The sequence below is a fragment of the Eubacterium multiforme genome (assembly GCF_030813415.1).
In the GTDB taxonomy this organism is placed as follows: domain Bacteria; phylum Bacillota; class Clostridia; order Clostridiales; family Clostridiaceae; genus Clostridium; species Clostridium multiforme.
In genome coordinates this window covers 1-17,507 of the sequence record NZ_JAUSUF010000016.1, presented here as the reverse complement: position 1 = coordinate 17,507, position 17,507 = coordinate 1, and the positions used below count along the sequence as shown (strand labels likewise).

Genomic DNA, 17,507 nt, shown 5'->3' with positions numbered 1-17,507 from the left:
CTAGGGATAGCCAAATAAAAAATTTGAATTTAACTTAGGATGATAGTATAACTTTACAAAAGGTTAACTATCATCCTTATTCTTATTGGTAAAAATAATATATAATAAAATATATGTATATGGAAAATATAGAAATGAACTAAATAATTTTATGTAAGAAGGGATAATATGAAGTGTGAAATATTAGCAGTAGGAACTGAAATTCTTTTAGGAGATATTTTAAATTCTAATGCACAATATCTTTCAAGAGAATTAGCAAATTTAGGACTGGATGTATATTATCATGAAGTAGTTGGTGATAACAAAGAGAGAATACTAGAAGCTCTAAAAAGATCCTTTAATAGAAGTGATATTATAATTACTACTGGTGGACTTGGACCAACTAAAGATGATATGACTAAAGAATTAGTTGCAGAATTTCTAGGAATGGATATGTGTCTTCATGAAGAAAGTTTAAAGAAGATAAAAGCATATTTTAAAAAAATGGGTAGAGATTGTGTAAAAAGCAATGAAAAACAAGCATATTTTCCAAAGGAAGCAATAATATTAGATAATGATAATGGAACAGCACCAGGTGCAATATTTGAAAAAGATAATAAAGTAATAGTAGTTTTACCAGGACCACCAAGGGAAATGAAACCTATGTTCCAAAATGGAGTAAGAAAATATTTAGAAAAACTTACAGGTGATACTATAGTTTCAGAAGTTCTTAGAGTTTTTGGAATTGGAGAAAGCATGGCAGAACATAAGCTTCAAGACTTAATTGATAATGGCAAAAATCCAACAATAGCACCTTATGCTAAAGAAGGAGAAGTAACCTTTAGAATAACAGCAAAGGCAAAAAGTGAAGAGGAAGCAAAAAAACTTATTAAACCATTAAAAGAAGAAGTTTTAAAAAGACTTGGAGATGCAGTTTATAATACTGGAGATGTAACACTACAAGATACTGTAGCAAAAATGCTAGTAGATAAAGATATGACAATTGGAGTAAGTGAATCTTGTACAGGTGGATTACTATCAGCAAAATTAATAGAGTATCCAGGTGTATCAAAGGTATTTCTTGAGGGGGCAGTAACTTATTCAAATGAAGCAAAGATGAGAACATTAAATGTAAAGAAAGAAACACTAGAAAAGTATGGTGCTGTAAGTCATGAAACTGCAAGGGAAATGGCAGAAGGTATTGCAAAGAGAGCTGGAGCTAGAATTGGAATATCAACAACAGGAATTGCAGGACCTGGTGGTGGAACAGAAGAAAAACCAGTGGGACTTGTATACTTTGGTATATATGTAGATGGAAAAGTAGAAACTTATAAACATATATTTACTGGAGATAGAAATGAAGTTAGAAATAGAGCTAGTATGACTGCATTAAATATAATAAGAAAAGTTTTATTAAAATAACTCATAGTAACATATATTTATGGAGTTTTATCTAAAATTTAATTAAAGTATGCTTTATTAAAAAATAAAGATGGGTAGAAGAAAAGAAAAATCCCTCTTTGCTTTTAAAGCCTAAGAGGGATGATTCATGTATATAAATAAAATGGGGGAGAGGCGATTAATTAATGAAGCAAATAGCCTCATTGAATATTATCTCCTAATATTTTAAAATTATACTTATAAAAAGAAAAAAGGAGAAAAATATGAAGAAAATTTTTAGAGCAAATGTATATTTTCTAATAATAATACTATTAGAAATATTTATGCCCTTTGTACTTATTCCTATGTATCGTTTAATTGGACTAAGAGATATAAGGTTAATGTTAGTACTAAATCATCTAATATTATTTATAATTCCTGCTATTATATATGTAATTGTGACTAAATGTAATATAAAAGAGACATTTAGATTTCATTTATTACCACTAAAAGATTTAATATTTGTAATTATGCTTGGATTTATATGTGTACCTATAATGGGGTTCTTTGGACTTTTAAGTGGATTTTTCTTTAAAAATAATATAGGTACTTTAATAACTTCAATATCAGGAACACCTTATTTAGTACTTTTAGCAATTGTAGCTATTATGCCAGCTATAACAGAAGAAATTACATTAAGAGGAATCGTATTATCAGGATATAATGGGAAAAGTAGGTTTAAAGCTGCTTTAGTTATAGGACTTTTCTTTGGAATATTCCATTTAGATGCTCAGCAGTTTTTATATGCAGCTGTACTTGGATTTATTTTAGCATATGCAGTTAGAGTAACTGGAAGTATATTTGCCTCAATGATTATGCACTTTATAATAAATGGAACATCAATAACTGTTCAAAAGTTAGCAAATGTTATTGGCATAACAAATCCAAAAGGAGGAGCAGATGCTATTATGAATCTTACCCTTTATGAAAAACTTCATCTACTTCAAGGTGCAGCAATAAATTTAGTAATAGCAGTAGTACTTGCATATTTAGTTATAAAAAAATTAGATAAATGGGGTAAAGCAAGAGGAGTTAAGGAAGTAGAAATAAGTGATAGGTCCTATGGAGAAACATTAATTTCTACAGAATCAACAGAAAGAATATTAGATTGGCCATTTATTGTTACAATAATTGTTTATATAATATTTATGGTAATAAGGTTAACTAGATAAAAAATATATAAGAAAAATAATAAACCTTTAAAGAAGTTGTAGTATTTCTTTAAAGGTTTATTATTTTAAATTATTATAGGGTTAAAAGTATTTTTAATTAGTATCTTTTGAGACAGTTTTGGAGGAACTATAAAAACATGAAAAACTTTTTTCATTAATCCATCCTCTTGAATTTATATTATTATCTAAAGGTAAGGCTATATAATACCAATTTTCCATATTAATTTCTGCTTTATCTAAAATTCTAACTTCCATTTTTACTGGTACCTTTTGCAGTAAACTTGAAAATTCTAAAGGGGATATGTATACATTAGAATTTTCATTTATTATTCCCATTGTAGAAGTTGGAGATAGAAATTTAATTTCAAGTTTATCTGATTTTCTATTATTCTTAGGTACTCTTTTTCTCAAATTATCAATTTGACTATTTGCAACTAGTAGTTGTCTTCTACTAGAGAATAATTTCTTTTCATAATATATTACAAGAAAAACTATGGCTAAAATTAATAATAAAAATATAATATATTTCATTTTAGAAGCTCCCGAAAGATTTATATATTATAAATATATTTCTTAGTACCTTAGATTATTCGATTACTTATTAATATTTAAATTTTAGGTTATGTTTTACAGTTCTATCTAAAATCAATACTAGTTTAAAACATAGCCCAATTTTTAAGTACATTATGGTAGAATATAGTAAAATTACAATATAAGTAAAGAATTTTAAAGATTTAATGAAAATATATGATGGGGGAGGTGGTACTTTGCAAAGAATAAAAAATATATATGGTATGGACTTACATGAAGCTCCTTTTGGTGATGATGGAATTAGATTTACTATAGCTAACAGTAGTGGAGAAGGGGTAATTACAGTTTTTAATGTATATGAAGGTATACATGTAGTATTTAATGATATTCATATGGAGTTTTATAAATCAAATGGACAATTTGAATCAAATATTATTGAAATTAACCATTGCTTTGTAGGGCGTTCTGAATATTTATGTGATGATAGAAATATTGCTTATATTTCAGAAGGAGACCTTTCCATATCAGATTTAAAATTTGATAAAAATGATTATTCGTATTTTCCAACTAAGCACTATCATGGAGTTTCTATATTTTTATCCTATGACAAATTAAAGGAAAATAAATTATTAAAAGAATTTGGAATTGACTTAAACAAAGTATATAGATTGGTAAGTAATTTAAAAGTTAAAATTTATAGATCAGATGAAAGATTAGAACATATTTTTTATGAATTTTATCATGCAGAAAATAATTTTATGAAAGAATATTTAAGGATAAAAGTATTAGAATTATTATTGTTTATTACAAATTTAGATTGGGAAAAGGGGGAGATAAAAAAATCCTATTTAACTAAAAAGCAAGTAATAGTTATTAAACGTATTAAGAACTTATTAGTAAGGGATTTAACAGTTCATTATACTATTGATGAATTATCCAAAAGGTTTAAAATATCACCAACTAGTTTAAAAACTCAATTTAAAGAATTATATGGAGATAGTCTTTATGGTTATGTAAAAAAGATTAAACTTGAAAAGTCAAAGGAATTATTAATAGAGGGAAAGCTATCTATTGCAGAAATAGCACTTGAAATAGGTTATTTAAATCCAGCAAAATTTTCATCAGCCTTTAAAAAGGAATATGGAGTTTCACCTTCAAAGTTTAAAGTCTAAATGGATAGATTTTTGACTTTTAAGAGTGGAAGAGATACTTCTTAATTGATAATGTTTATCATATAGATATTAGTTTTATAAATAAAACTTTATTTTGATAAGTAATTAATATTAGGAGGTATTATTATATGGAATTAGATATTAGAAAACAAATGCTTACAAAAAAGCCCTTTAATTTAATGATACAACTTTGTGTACCTGCGGTAATAGGAATGATTGTTATTGGCTTATATCCTTTAATGGATGGGATATTTGCAGGTCAAATCATTGGTGAAAAAGCTATGACAGCTATTAGCGTAGCTATGCCACTAACCTTTATAAATAGTGGAATATCTACTTTAATAGGAGTTGGTTCTGCATCGATTTTATCAAGAGCCTTAGGAAAAGGTGATAAAAAGATAGTAGATAAAATTATGGGTAATCTAGTTGTATGGAATTTAATTTTTTCAATTACAATTACTATATTTGGGATAATATTTGCTGAAAGTTTCTTAAGCTTTTTAGGATCAACCTATGAAATAAAAACATTAGGAGTTAGATATTTAAGAGTAATATTTTTAGGTTCTTTGTTTGTTAATTTTACTCAAAGTGCCAATATGGTAATGAGAGGACAAGGTCTTATGAAAAAGGCAATGCTTATTATGGGACTTGGAGCATTACTAAATATTATTTTAGATCCTATTTTTATGAAACTAATGGGAGATAGAGCAATAGAAGGAGCAGCAATAGCAACAATTATTGCACAAATAGTTCAAGGGATAGTAACCCTATACTATTTTAAAAATAAAAGTAAAGATGTAAAAATAGGAAAAATTAAAATTGAAAAAGAAATTTATCCTGAAATGTTTGGAGTCGGGGTTTCTGCAATGATGATGCAATTATTATTTATGATACAACAAACTATATTATATAAAAGTGCCTTTAAATATGGAGGAGAAGCAAATGGAATATTAATGGCTGCAAGTCTTCGTATATATGGATTTTCATTTATACCTTTATGGGGAATGAGTCAAGGGTTACAACCAATTATAGGAACAAATTATGGAGCAAAACAGTTTGATAGGGTTAAAGAAACAATGAGAATTTTTATTATGGGTGGAATGTTCCTTGCAGCAATATTTTGGATTCCATCAGAAATAATTCCAAAACATATGCTAAGTTTATTTAATGTTAGTGATGAAATTATAAATGCAGGAGTTAATAACTTTAGACTATTTTATAGTGTATTTATTTTATATGGATTAATGGTAATGACAATTACATTTTTTCAAGCTATTGGTGATGGGAAAAAGGCTGGAATAATTGTAATGTTTAGACAATTAATTTTATTTGTACCTGCTATGATATTACTTCCAAAATTTTTTGGAGTGGAAGCAATTTGGTTTACACAACCATTAGTAGATTTCATTATGATTTTCATAGGGTTAATTATGCAAATTAAAGAACTTAGAAAATTAACAACCTATAAAGTAGTAGCAAGTAGTTAAATATAAGTACATAGGATATATTTAAAGTTATTTATTTGAATAAGAATTAAAAAAATTACATAAAATATTATTTTTATTTCAAAACACTATTGACAAACTATTAAAAGATAATTATTATTAATTACAAATAGTAAGTGATAATAATTATCAATTAAGGAGGAATGGTTATGTCATTAATAAACAAAAAAGTTTCAGATTTTAAAGTACAATCTTATCAAAATGATGAGTTTAAAGAGGTAACTCAAAAGGATTTAGAAGGTAAGTGGTCAGTATTTGTATTTTACCCAGCTGATTTTACATTTGTATGTCCAACAGAGCTAGGTGAACTTGCAGATAGCTATGATAAATTTAAAGAAATAGGTTGTGAAGTATACTCAATTTCAACAGATACACATTTTGTACATAAGGCATGGGCAGATACTTCAGAAACTATAGGAAAAATTAAATACCCAATGCTAGCAGATCCAACTGGAAAATTAGCAAGAGATTTTGAAGTTATGATAGAAGAAGAAGGAGTAGCTTTAAGAGGTTCATTTGTTATAAATCCAGAAGGAATTATAAAAGCATATGAAGTCCATGATAATGGTATTGGAAGAAATGCAGAGGAACTTTTAAGAAAAGTTCAAGCAGCTCAATTTGTAGCTAAATATGGGGATAAGGTGTGCCCAGCAAAATGGGAACCAGGAGAAGAGGCTCTATCACCTAGCTTAGATTTAGTAGGAAAGCTTTAATAAATAAGGAACTGTCTAGCTTAAATTAACAATAATCTTATTAATTAAAAATTTGATAAAATAAATTTATATAGCTAATCACAAATGTGATTAGCTATATTTTATGTTATAGATTTTAATAAATGATTTTATACTTTAATAGTATTATTATAATAAATCAACAGCTTTACTTAATACTTTACCAATAGAATCATGAATAACTAAATCAGCCTTATTATCAGCTGGAGTAGAACTCTTATTTATAAGGACAAGATTTCTTCCTCTAAAGTAATCAATAAGTCCAGCTGCTGGATAAACAACTAAAGAAGTTCCGCCAATAATTAAAGTATCAGCCTGAGATATTGCTCTAACTGCACCTTGAATAGTAGCTTCATCTAATCCTTCCTCATATAAAACAACATCAGGTTTAACTATTCCACCACATTTTGGACAAGTCGGAATACCTTTAGAATCTAAAATAAACTTTTCATCATAAAAAGCATGACATTTAGTACAATAATTTCTTAAAACTGATCCATGAAGTTCATAAACATTTTTAGAACCAGCAGCTTGATGAAGTCCATCTATATTTTGAGTAACTATAGCTTTAAGTTTACCCATTTTTTCAAGTTTAGCTAGTGCAATGTGACCAGCATTTGGTTTAGCATTAGGGTATATAAGTTTTTCTTTATAAAAATTAAAAAACTCCTTTGGATATTTAACATAAAAACTATGAGATACTAATTGCTCAGGAGTGAAATTAATCTTTAGCTTTTCACTATATAAACCATTTGCACTTCTAAAGTCTGGTATTCCAGATTCAGTAGAGATATGGATGTAAACCCGAAAAATTACATAATTTATATTAGTTAATTAATAATATATTAGAGAAATTATAATATAAATTAATACATTTTATTCAATAATAAGGTATTTTATAAGGTATTATGGTAAAATTAGGGTAATATTATAAATGATTTAGGGATGGGAGAAAAGTATGTATTTATCTGAAATATCAGTTAAAGGTTATAGAGTATTTAATGAGGAAGTTAAAGTAAAATTTAATCCAGGACTAAATGTTATTGTTGGAGAAAATGGTTGTGGCAAAAGTACTATTATCAATGCAATAAGAATGTTGTTAAATGAAGATGAATATTCAAGAAGTAGTATATATGATGAAGATTTTTATACATCATTAGACAATAAAATAAAATCAGAACAAATAAGAATAAAGGGGAAATTTTATGGATTATCAGAAGAAAAGAAAGTTGAGTATTTGACATGGCTTGATAACGACTTTAATGCGATTTTAAATTTAAGTATAGATAAGAAACTTGATAAACGAAACAATTTTAAAAGGAAAGTATGGGGAGGGGAGTCAACAAGTAGTATTTTTGAGTGGGAGCCATTAAATGATATACAATGTGTTTATTTACCACCACTACGAGATGCCGAGAAGAAGTTAAAAGCAAGTAGGGGATCAAGACTTTCAAGATTACTTTTGAATTTATCACAACGTGAACTTACAGAGAAAAGACAAAATGGGGAGTTGATGGATGTAGAAGAGAAATTTAAAAAATTTAATGATGAAATAGCAGCAACGAAATATATAGGGGAAGCTAATAAGTTAATTAATGATAGTTTAAAAGAATCTTTGGGTAATATTTTTGGACAGAAGACAAAGATTCAATTTAATGATGTCAATTATGAAAGAGTCGTAGAATCGTTGAAAGTTATGTTTTTCCCTAAAATAAATCCCAATTCAGATGTTGAATTTAGGAATTTATTTGAGAATAGTTTGGGATATAATAATTTAATTTATTTAGCAACAGTATTAGCAGAGTTTGAAGGGTTGAGAGATAATTATTCTTCACCTAGAATTTTACTAATTGAAGAGCTAGAAGCTCATTTACATCCACAATTACAAATAAAATTATTAAATTATTTACAAGAAGAAGCTAAAAAAAGTGAGATTCAGATATTAATTACTACTCATTCCCCCAATATTGTGTCAGCCACATTAATTGAGAATATTATAAGTATGAACGTTGTAGATGATAATAAAATAAAAGCAATTCAATTAAAAGAATGCAATATGGAAGAGAAGGCAGAAAAGTTTTTAAATAGATGGTTGGATACAACTAAATCAGTATTATTATTTTCTAAAGGGGTAATACTTGTTGAAGGATTAGCAGAGGCATTATTAATTCCTAAATTAGCAAAGATATTTTTAAAACAATATAAGGATAATAATCCTGAAAAGGATGTTCCCCAATCATTGGAGGAAGCAGGTGTGTCGGTAATAAATATGAATGGAATATTTATAGATTCATTTATGCAATTGTATAGGGGATATAAAATTAATTATCCTGAAAGAGGAGATAATGAAACTAAAGATTCATACCAAAAAAGAATTAAAGAATTAAAAACTAAAGATAAACTTGAAGAAGTAGAATATAGTGCTACAGAATTTATTCCAATAAGATGTGTTGCACTTACAGATAATGATCCTAAGAAAGAAAGCACACCAACTTTTGATAGTCAAGAGGAAGGAACAAATCCTAAATTATATTTAATAGATCAATTAAAAAATATGACTAGTAATTGTAGAGTGTTTAAAAATCTAAAAACTTTTGAATATGACTTAGGATTATTTAAAGATAACTTAAAGATAATGATTGATATTTTATTAGAGAATTTAGAAACTGATGGAGATATAAAAAAGTCATTATTAGAATATAAGGAACAAATAGAAAAAGATGAATTACAGTCAAATATAAATAGAATATCAGGTTATGTACTGAATAAAATTGATAGCAATATTATTGGAAAAGGAATGTTTGCACAACAATTACTAGAAAAGATTGATAATAATGAAAAGTTCATAGTGCCATCATATATTGGAGATGCAGTAAAGTTCGTACTAGGATTAGAAGTAGAGGAGCTTTAGGTTATGAATGAATTGAAGGCAGAGATATGTAAGCAAATATGCAAAAGAAGTGAGTGCAATAATATTGAATTATGTGATGGAATTATAAAAGAAAAATGTATTAAAAAAGGAGTTAGCTGCATTGAAAATTTAAATAAAGAACAAGATGACTATATATTGTCTGATATGAATAAGAATATTTATTTAAAGGCATGCCCAGGAAGTGGGAAAACAGAAGTTTTAGGCATAAAAAGTGCTTATGAAATTAATAAATGGAGTAAAAAAAATAGTGGAATTGCAATATTAACTTTTACTAATTCAGCAGAAGATGAGATAAGGAAGAGAGTTGAAGGATATTTAAATAGAAAAATTGAATACCCACATTTTTTGGGAACATTTACAAGTTGGATACATGGATATATAGCTCATCCATTTATAGCTAAAGCTATTAAATATGAAGGAAATGATAATGGTGATAAAAGTATAAAGATAATTGATTGTGATAGTAATACTGAATTTTTGAAAATATTCTCTACTAAGTATTCATATGAAATCTTAGGTCATATAAGAGCTAACCAATATTATTTTGATATTAAAAGTAAAAAATATATTTATAATGGAAATATTTTCAGGGATGGAAATAATATTTTACAGAATATTACAGAAGGAGTGGAGTGGAGAGTTGAAGATTTAAAAAAAACTAAATTTAAGCTGTGGAAAAGTGGATATGCTAATTATGAAGATATAGAGTATATAGTTTTTTGTTTCTTAAGTAAGAATTTAGATAAGGCAAAAGTAATATCAAAGAGATTTCCTAATATTTTTATAGATGAATGCCAAGATTTATCCTATATTCAACTTAGAATTTTAAACATTTTAAAAGAAAGTGGTTCTTCATTACACTTTATTGGAGATATAGATCAATCTATATATAAATTTAGAAATATTGAACTTAATGATATAATTCAATATATTAAAAAGGGTGATTTTAAAGAACAAGAATTAAATATAAATTATAGAAGTTGTCAGAAAGTAGTCGACTTATGTGATAATGTAATAAAAAGAAAAAGTAACATTAAAGGGGAACAAGAAGAAAAGTGTAGTGAACCTTTAATTGCTTTATTATATAAGCAAAATAAAGAACAAGCTATTATAAATAAGTTTGAAAAATTAATAGATAATTATGAACTAAATCATAATGAATCTAGGATAATAGTTAGAAATAGGGGATTGAAAAACAAGTTATTAGGTATAAAGACAAATGATAAACCTAATAAATTAGAGATTCTAGTTCAGGGGATATATATTGAAAATAAAAATTCAAGTGTAGATGAGTATAAAAAAGGATTTATAAATATATGTGATTCATTAAGAAGCATTTATTTTAATGAAAGTAAACATAAAAATATTAATGAATTTTATTCACCAGAAGATATGGATACCTTAAGTTGGAAGCTATTAGTGTCAAAGATAATAAAGTATTTAATAGAAGATAAAAGGTTATTAAATTATGATTTAACATGGACAGAATGGAAAAAGGTTTTAAAGGAGCTACTTAATTTAATGATAGAAAATATTGAAGAATTGAAAGATTGTAATATAAAGTTACCTAATGTGAGGAGCGGAAATTCTAAAAAAAGTATAAATCAAACTTTATTTAATAGTAATTCAAATAGAATTAGATATGATATATCAACAATTCATGCTTGTAAGGGATTAAGCCTTGATGCAGTATTGTTTATATCTTCTTATAAAGATTCTAAAAATGGTGAATCAGGTTCCTATTGGAAACAGTGGTTTGATACAAAAATTATTGATGAAAAAAATAGAATAGCATATGTAGGTTTTTCAAGAGCAAAATATTTGTTAGTTTTAGGAATTCCTAAAACTAATAGTTTTTCAAATGAGGATTACAACTTTTTAAAATTAAAAGGATTTAAGGTTATTGATATAGATGAGAATGTATAAGAATATAATTAATATTTTATAAATATTAAAATTTATTGTATTTGTAGTATTTAAATTATATTTTAGGGAGGATAATAATGATTTTTAATGTTTCAAAATCATATGAAGATATGTTAAATAAAATAGGGATATTTACATTAGGATTTTTAGTTTGTGGATGGTATTTAATACTTTTAAGTTTCCCAGAATTTAAAAAATTAATAAATAATTCGATAAAAAATTTTTTCGAAATTAGTGGATCAATAAAATTATTTAGTTTTACATTGCCAATTGTATTTGTAATTCCAATTTTTATAGCATTAATTTTTAGAATAATAAAGTTACATGATAAAATATCTAATTTATTTAAAATAAGATTAAAATATGATTTACAATATATTATTTTGCCATTAGCAGAAGGATCTAATATTAGTATAAATTCAATTAATAATATTAAAGAAAATCGTAGTAAAATTATGAATAAAATTTTTTATAATTATGTAGGATATGAAAATCCTCAAATTGATAAGCATCTTATAAATATGGCCTTAGATTCTTTATGTTGGTATTGGATAGTAGTTGAAGGTTTAGTAGTAACTAGTACCACGTTAAGTATATGTATTTTTTCTAGTAGATTGGGAGTTATAAGATTTTTAATTTTAGTATTAATATTTCTAATCGTTAGTTATATTTTACTAGAGAAATCTTGTATAAAGAAAACTGAATCAGAAATTAAAGCCATTTTAGATGATGAAGAGAGAAAAAAGTATATAGAAGAGTTTTTTGTTAATAGTAAATTGGGACAAAAAATTAAGAGAGATAAGAAAAGGAATACTTTATGCATTATAAGATTAAAAAGCAAATAATAAGAAGTGAGTATGCTGCTAAGTCAGTTAAACAACCTAATAAAGAAATAATAAAAATAATTAATGGTTTACCCAAAGATATGATTGTATTAGACTATGGATGTGGAAAACTTAGGTATACTTTACATTTGAGCAATAAAGTTAAATATGTTTATTCCATTGATTCAGTTGAGCAAATAAATAGAGTTCAATTAATAAACGGAGAAAGAACTACGATAAAAGAATATGTAAATAATTTTAAAAACATAAATGCTTTTTCAATAAATGAAAATAAATGGAAAAAGGCTAGATATGATTTTATTCTATGTACTAATGTATTATCAGCTATTCCTATTTATTCTGAAAGGATAAAGATATTTGAAAACATAAAAAAATTTTTAAAGGATGATGGAGTAGCTTTGGTGTCAACACAGTATAATAACTCATATTTTAGTAATTATAGTTTTAGAAAAGACTGCAATAGACATTATGATGGATGGATTATAAAAAGTAAAAGCAATATAGCTTTTTATGGATTGATTGATTTAGAAAAACTAAAATACTATGCTAAAAAAGTTGGTTTAAAGATTGATAAAGCATATAAAAAAAGTGGGAGTGCATATTTGTTTATACGGAAATAATATTTTTAGAAATTGTAGATAAACTTGTTAAAAGTTAATATTATTTACAGCAGAGTATAAAAATTTTAGCATATAAAAGTTAGTTATATTAATGTGTTTGCAATTTGAAACTGTAAATTTTATACTACGAGGTGGGAATGGCAAAAGTATTTTTTATAATTTATGGTTTGAATTCAGAGCTTAATATCTTTATATATAAAGAGTTACATTATAAAAATAATTTCTTAAAAATTCTCACTATATCAATTTTGATAACTGTGTTTTTAAGTTTAATATAGTTTGATGTTAGAATTTATATTTCCTTAGATGTTCATACAGCTATACTTCAAATATATTTTTTACTAATTTTTGAATTAATACATTTTTCCCAAGAGTATCATAAATTATTGTTCATTTTTACTTCTGAATTGTAATGAAAAATGTTTATGTTATATTATTCAAAATATATTAACTAATCATACAAAAAGTAGATAAATTAGTTTATTATATCAATTTATCTACTTTTCTATCTTTTTAAGTTGTTATAGATTCTTCACAGCTTTACTTAATACCTTACCAATAGAATCATGAATAACTAAATCAGCCTTATTATCAGCTGGAGTAGAACTCTTATTTATAAGGACAAGATTTCTTCCTCTAAAGTAATCAATAAGTCCAGCTGCTGGATAAACAACTAAAGAAGTTCCACCAATAATTAAAGTATCAGCTTGAGATATTGCTCTAACTGCACCTTGAATAGTAGCTTCATCTAGTCCTTCCTCATATAAAACAACATCAGGTTTAACTATTCCACCACATTTTGGACAAGTTGGAATACCTTTAGAATCTAAAATAAACTTTTCATCATAAAAAGCATGACATTTAGTACAATAATTTCTTAAAACTGATCCATGAAGTTCATAAACATTTTTAGAACCAGCAGCTTGATGAAGTCCATCTATATTTTGAGTAACTATAGCTTTAAGTTTACCCATTTTTTCAAGTTTAGCCAGTGCAATGTGACCAGCGTTTGGTTTAGCATTAGGGTATATAAGTTTTTCTTTATAAAAATTAAAAAACTCCTTTGGATATTTAACGTAAAAACTATGAGATACTAATTGCTCAGGAGTGAAATTAATCTTTAGCTTTTCACTATACAAACCATTTGCACTTCTAAAGTCTGGTATTCCAGATTCAGTACTCATACCAGCACCACCAAAGAAAACAATATTGTTGCTATTTCTTAGAATTTCAGCTAGCTTTTCTATATCTACTAATTCATTATTATTCATAAAAACATCTCCTGTAACTATCATTTAACTCAATTATTACATACTTATATAAAAAATAAAATTAAAAATGTAATAAAACTTTTTTAACAAAAGCTTTGACACCGCACTAAAGATTAGTTATAATATGAAATGTATCTAGTGATGATGGCGTAGAGGAAACACTCCTTTCCATTCCGAACAGGAAAGTTAAGCTCTATAGCGTCGATGGTACTGCATGGGAGACCGTGTGGGAGAGTAGAACGTTGCTAGGTTTGTATGGCTCGATAGCTCAGTCGGTAGAGCAGAGGACTGAAAATCCTCGTGTCGCTGGTTCGATTCCTGCTCGAGCCACCAAGGAAAGCACTAACATTTGTTAGTGCTTTTTTTTACGTACAAGAACTCATAAAATTAATAAGCTTCATATTACTCATAAAAATAACTTATTAATAAGAAAATTAGAAACAGGTTAATAAATATTTAAAATAAATTTACTTTGAATAAGTGTTATTTAAGTTTTACTTAAGGAATTATTAAGAAGTATATTTTATAATAAAAGTAAGATTATGGGTTTAAGGAGTGATGGAATTGTTTGAAAAGGCTAATTTAACAGATTATGAATATGCTCTAGTTACAAAAGGTATAGTTTTTGGTGTTGCAATAGGAACATTACTAGGTGCTATTATTGGAGAAGTAACTTTATTCTTTTCACTTGGAGGCGTTTGCGGAATAATTTCAACTTTAGCTTATGTGCTTTATAAAAGATTAAAAAGATAATATTTTAAAGGTTAAATATATTCAAATTTAAATTTTAATCAATTTATGTTAAAAAGCAATTTTAAGAGGACAATATAAAATCAAAAACCCGGACTTTTATATAATAATTAGTAAATTAAAATTAAGGACTTAAAATTTAGAAATATACATATTAGGATGTGTTTTATGTGCACATCCTTTTTTAGACAATAAATTTTTAAAAGAACCTATTTATTATAGAATTTATAATGTATAATCTTAAATGAAAATGGGGGAGTGTTATGAAGAAAAAAAGATTAAAAGAAATAGAAATGCTTAGAGCTTTTGCTTTCTTTTTTGTAATAATGCAGCATGCTTTAGGTAATGCACCATCAAATTTCTCAATGCCAATAGGGCAAATAACATTAGCAAATGCATTAATGGTTATTGCAGAACCAGGTGTTGCAATATTTTTATTTATAAGTGGTTTAACTACAGCTTATAGTTATAAAGAAAATTTAGATTTAAAAAGATATTATAAAAATAGAATTTTTTATTTAATAATTCCATATTTTATTTTCTCTTATATAAATATGAAATTATATAATCCAGAAAGGATAGGAAACTTTTTTGCAGAAACAATATCTGGTAATGGATGTTTTCATCTTTGGTATATGGGGATGTTTATAAGACTGGTTCTTATATTCCCAATATTAATATATATAGGAAGATGGATTCATAAACAAAACAAAATTATAAGAATAGGAACATTTTTTGTAATTTTAAAGGGATTTATGTATATAACAGTTCATCAAAGTGCAATTAAATCAGGAATGGCAAAACTTATATTTGGACAACCTACTGATTTACAAATGAGATTTGTAAATATATCAATATTATTTTGGAGCATATATGTAATTTTTGGTATGTATGCAGCTTTTAACTATGAAATATTTAATAAAGTAGTAAATAAGTTTAGATATGTTATATATGGAGTTTTTGTTGTAGCCTTTTATTATAAATTTTCAAGACAATTTGAGCTTGTAGATTATAGTTTAATATTTGATATATTATATAGAACATCAAATATATTAATGTTTTATATAATAGGAGAGTATATATTAAGTAAAAAGGTAGCATCATCAGTTATAGCCTTTGTATCAAAATATTCATATGCAGGCTATATGATTCATATTTATGCTTTATATAAAATTATATTTGCATTAAGAGGATTTGGAATAAACAATCCTTTAGGAAATGCAATTTTAAGTGCAATTGGAGCAACTTTCCTTGCTACATTTATTGTTTATGCAATAACTTTAATTCCAAAATCAAAATTTATAACAGGTGTAAATGATAATTTTAGTCATTTAAAAAATATAGCAAATAAATTTTTATTATCTAGATATCCATCTAAGGTAGGAGAATAAAATATAAATTAAGAGCACATCAAATATTTAATTTTTGATGTGCTCTATTTTTTATAAATTTTCAATTTGCCAATCAATTGGTGTTTTATTTACTTTAACTAAGAAATCATTTGTTTTTGAGAATGGTTTACTACCAAAGAAACCTCTTGCTGCTGAAAGAGGACTTGGATGAACAGACTGAACTATATAATGAATTGGATTCGTAATTAGTTCTTTTTTCTTAATAGCATTATTTCCCCAAAGTATAAATACAATAGGATCTTCTCTTTCATTAAGTAATGAAATTACTTTATCAGTAAATATTGACCAACCTATCTTTTGGTGAGAGTTAGCTTTTCCACCTTCAACTGTAAGAGTTGCATTTAACAAAAGAACTCCTTGATCAGCCCATTTTTTTAAATATCCATTATTGGGAATAAAACAGCCTAAATCACTTTGAAGTTCCTTATAAATGTTAAGTAAGGATGGTGGTATTTTATTTCCAGGTTTAACAGAAAAACTAAGACCATGTGCTTGATTTGGTCCATGGTAAGGGTCTTGCCCAATAATAACAACTTTAACATCTTTATATTGAGTAAAGTGTAATGCGTTAAATATATCATACATATCAGGATATATTATTTTTGTTTTATATTCTCTTGCAAGAAAATTATGTATTTTTTTATAGTAATCTTTTTGAAATTCGCCACTTAATAAAGGATCCCAATCATTTTTTAAGATGTGTCCCATAATAATCACCGCCTTAATAAAAAGTATATCATATAAATATTATATAAAAATATAGTGAAAATGGCATGGATTATTCAAAATATTACAAAAAACAAGAGAAACATAACCTAGAGTGTCAATATAAAAAAAATACAGTAAAAGAGAATAATTTAAAGAAAAATAAAGATAATAAGATTAAATTGAAATATAATAATTTAATTAATAAAAAAATTATGATAAGATAAAACACGTCATCTGTGATGCAAAGGAGTTTCGACAAATTAATTCTTTTAAATAGAAAAAAGTTGTTGACAGTTACATGAGAGGATGATAAGATAAAAAACGTCCTTTAGAAACAAGAAAAAACATTTTAAAATAAATGTTGACAGCAAAGTTTTTAAATGATAAGATAAGCAAGTCGCTTGAGGGCGACGAGATAAAATGGTCTTTGAAAATTGAACAGAATATATAGAATACATTTAGAACCAGCAATTCTTTTTATTAAAGTAAGTTTTATGAGTATGATTAAACTTT

Annotated in this window: 15 protein-coding genes, 1 tRNA gene and 1 rRNA gene; 13 read left to right on the top strand and 4 right to left on the bottom strand. The window is 26.1% G+C overall.

Annotation, left to right across the window (positions count from 1 at the left end; translation table 11 throughout):
• The first annotated feature begins 168 nt into the window (after window positions 1-168).
• A complete protein-coding gene (locus J2S18_RS14765; RefSeq protein ID WP_307487947.1) occupies window positions 169-1,401 on the top strand; it encodes a competence/damage-inducible protein A in 1,233 nt (410 codons plus the stop codon).
• 242 nt (window positions 1,402-1,643) lie between these two features.
• The gene (locus tag J2S18_RS14760; protein ID WP_307487945.1) at window positions 1,644-2,591 is read left to right on the top strand and encodes a CPBP family intramembrane glutamic endopeptidase; all 948 of its coding nucleotides are present in this window, start codon (window positions 1,644-1,646) and stop codon (window positions 2,589-2,591) included.
• A gap of 93 nt (window positions 2,592-2,684) precedes the next feature.
• Here J2S18_RS14760 and J2S18_RS14755 read toward each other — a convergent pair whose 3' ends face one another.
• On the bottom strand, window positions 2,685-3,122 hold the full coding sequence (locus J2S18_RS14755; protein ID WP_307487944.1) for a hypothetical protein: 438 nt from the start codon (window positions 3,120-3,122) through the stop codon (window positions 2,685-2,687).
• Window positions 3,123-3,358: 236 nt separating this feature from the next.
• On the opposite strand from J2S18_RS14755, the gene J2S18_RS14750 reads away from it, so the two are divergent.
• The 3 genes from J2S18_RS14750 to ahpC all read left to right on the top strand — a co-directional run bounded on the left by J2S18_RS14750 (window position 3,359) and on the right by ahpC (window position 6,512).
• Complete coding sequence (locus J2S18_RS14750) at window positions 3,359-4,294, top strand: helix-turn-helix domain-containing protein (protein ID WP_307487942.1); 936 nt, start codon at window positions 3,359-3,361, stop codon at window positions 4,292-4,294.
• A gap of 128 nt (window positions 4,295-4,422) precedes the next feature.
• Window positions 4,423-5,781, top strand: coding sequence for an MATE family efflux transporter (locus J2S18_RS14745; RefSeq protein ID WP_307487940.1), 1,359 nt, complete (start codon window positions 4,423-4,425; stop codon window positions 5,779-5,781).
• Window positions 5,782-5,948: 167 nt separating this feature from the next.
• Complete coding sequence (gene ahpC, locus J2S18_RS14740; RefSeq protein WP_307487939.1) at window positions 5,949-6,512, top strand: alkyl hydroperoxide reductase subunit C; 564 nt, start codon at window positions 5,949-5,951, stop codon at window positions 6,510-6,512.
• A gap of 147 nt (window positions 6,513-6,659) precedes the next feature.
• Here ahpC and J2S18_RS14735 read toward each other — a convergent pair whose 3' ends face one another.
• Window positions 6,660-7,355, bottom strand: coding sequence for an NAD-dependent protein deacylase (locus J2S18_RS14735; protein ID WP_307487987.1), 696 nt, complete (start codon window positions 7,353-7,355; stop codon window positions 6,660-6,662).
• 133 nt (window positions 7,356-7,488) lie between these two features.
• On the opposite strand from J2S18_RS14735, the gene J2S18_RS14730 reads away from it, so the two are divergent.
• The 4 genes from J2S18_RS14730 to J2S18_RS14715 all read left to right on the top strand — a co-directional run bounded on the left by J2S18_RS14730 (window position 7,489) and on the right by J2S18_RS14715 (window position 12,853).
• Window positions 7,489-9,441, top strand: a complete 1,953-nt coding sequence (locus tag J2S18_RS14730) for an ATP-dependent nuclease (RefSeq protein ID WP_307487937.1) — start codon at window positions 7,489-7,491, stop codon at window positions 9,439-9,441.
• Between the two features lie 3 nt (window positions 9,442-9,444).
• Complete coding sequence (locus J2S18_RS14725) at window positions 9,445-11,388, top strand: UvrD-helicase domain-containing protein (protein ID WP_307487935.1); 1,944 nt, start codon at window positions 9,445-9,447, stop codon at window positions 11,386-11,388.
• Window positions 11,389-11,465: 77 nt separating this feature from the next.
• Window positions 11,466-12,233, top strand: a complete 768-nt coding sequence (locus J2S18_RS14720; protein WP_307487933.1) for a hypothetical protein — start codon at window positions 11,466-11,468, stop codon at window positions 12,231-12,233.
• Window positions 12,206-12,853 carry a methyltransferase domain-containing protein gene (locus tag J2S18_RS14715; protein ID WP_307487932.1) on the top strand — a complete coding sequence of 216 codons (648 nt, stop codon included), beginning with the start codon at window positions 12,206-12,208 and terminating at the stop codon, window positions 12,851-12,853. Before J2S18_RS14720 ends, J2S18_RS14715 begins: the two co-directional genes overlap by 28 nt.
• A gap of 521 nt (window positions 12,854-13,374) precedes the next feature.
• On the opposite strand, the gene J2S18_RS14710 is transcribed toward J2S18_RS14715, so the two are convergent.
• Window positions 13,375-14,124, bottom strand: a complete 750-nt coding sequence (locus J2S18_RS14710) for an NAD-dependent protein deacylase (RefSeq protein WP_307487931.1) — start codon at window positions 14,122-14,124, stop codon at window positions 13,375-13,377.
• 134 nt (window positions 14,125-14,258) lie between these two features.
• Here J2S18_RS14710 and rrf point away from each other — a divergent pair.
• The 4 genes from rrf (at window position 14,259) to J2S18_RS14690 (ending at window position 16,265) form a co-directional block, all read left to right on the top strand.
• Window positions 14,259-14,375 (top strand): 5S ribosomal RNA (gene rrf, locus J2S18_RS14705).
• A 6-nt stretch (window positions 14,376-14,381) separates the two neighbouring features.
• Window positions 14,382-14,457, top strand: a tRNA-Phe gene (locus tag J2S18_RS14700).
• A 231-nt stretch (window positions 14,458-14,688) separates the two neighbouring features.
• A complete protein-coding gene (locus J2S18_RS14695) occupies window positions 14,689-14,877 on the top strand; it encodes a hypothetical protein (protein WP_307487930.1) in 189 nt (62 codons plus the stop codon).
• 260 nt (window positions 14,878-15,137) lie between these two features.
• On the top strand, window positions 15,138-16,265 hold the full coding sequence (locus J2S18_RS14690; RefSeq protein WP_307487929.1) for an acyltransferase: 1,128 nt from the start codon (window positions 15,138-15,140) through the stop codon (window positions 16,263-16,265).
• Between the two features lie 51 nt (window positions 16,266-16,316).
• Here the strand turns inward: J2S18_RS14690 and J2S18_RS14685 are convergent, their stop codons facing one another.
• Entirely contained in the window at window positions 16,317-16,994 is a 678-nt protein-coding gene (locus J2S18_RS14685) for a uracil-DNA glycosylase (RefSeq protein WP_307487927.1), read from the bottom strand.
• Window positions 16,995-17,507 lie beyond the last annotated feature (513 nt).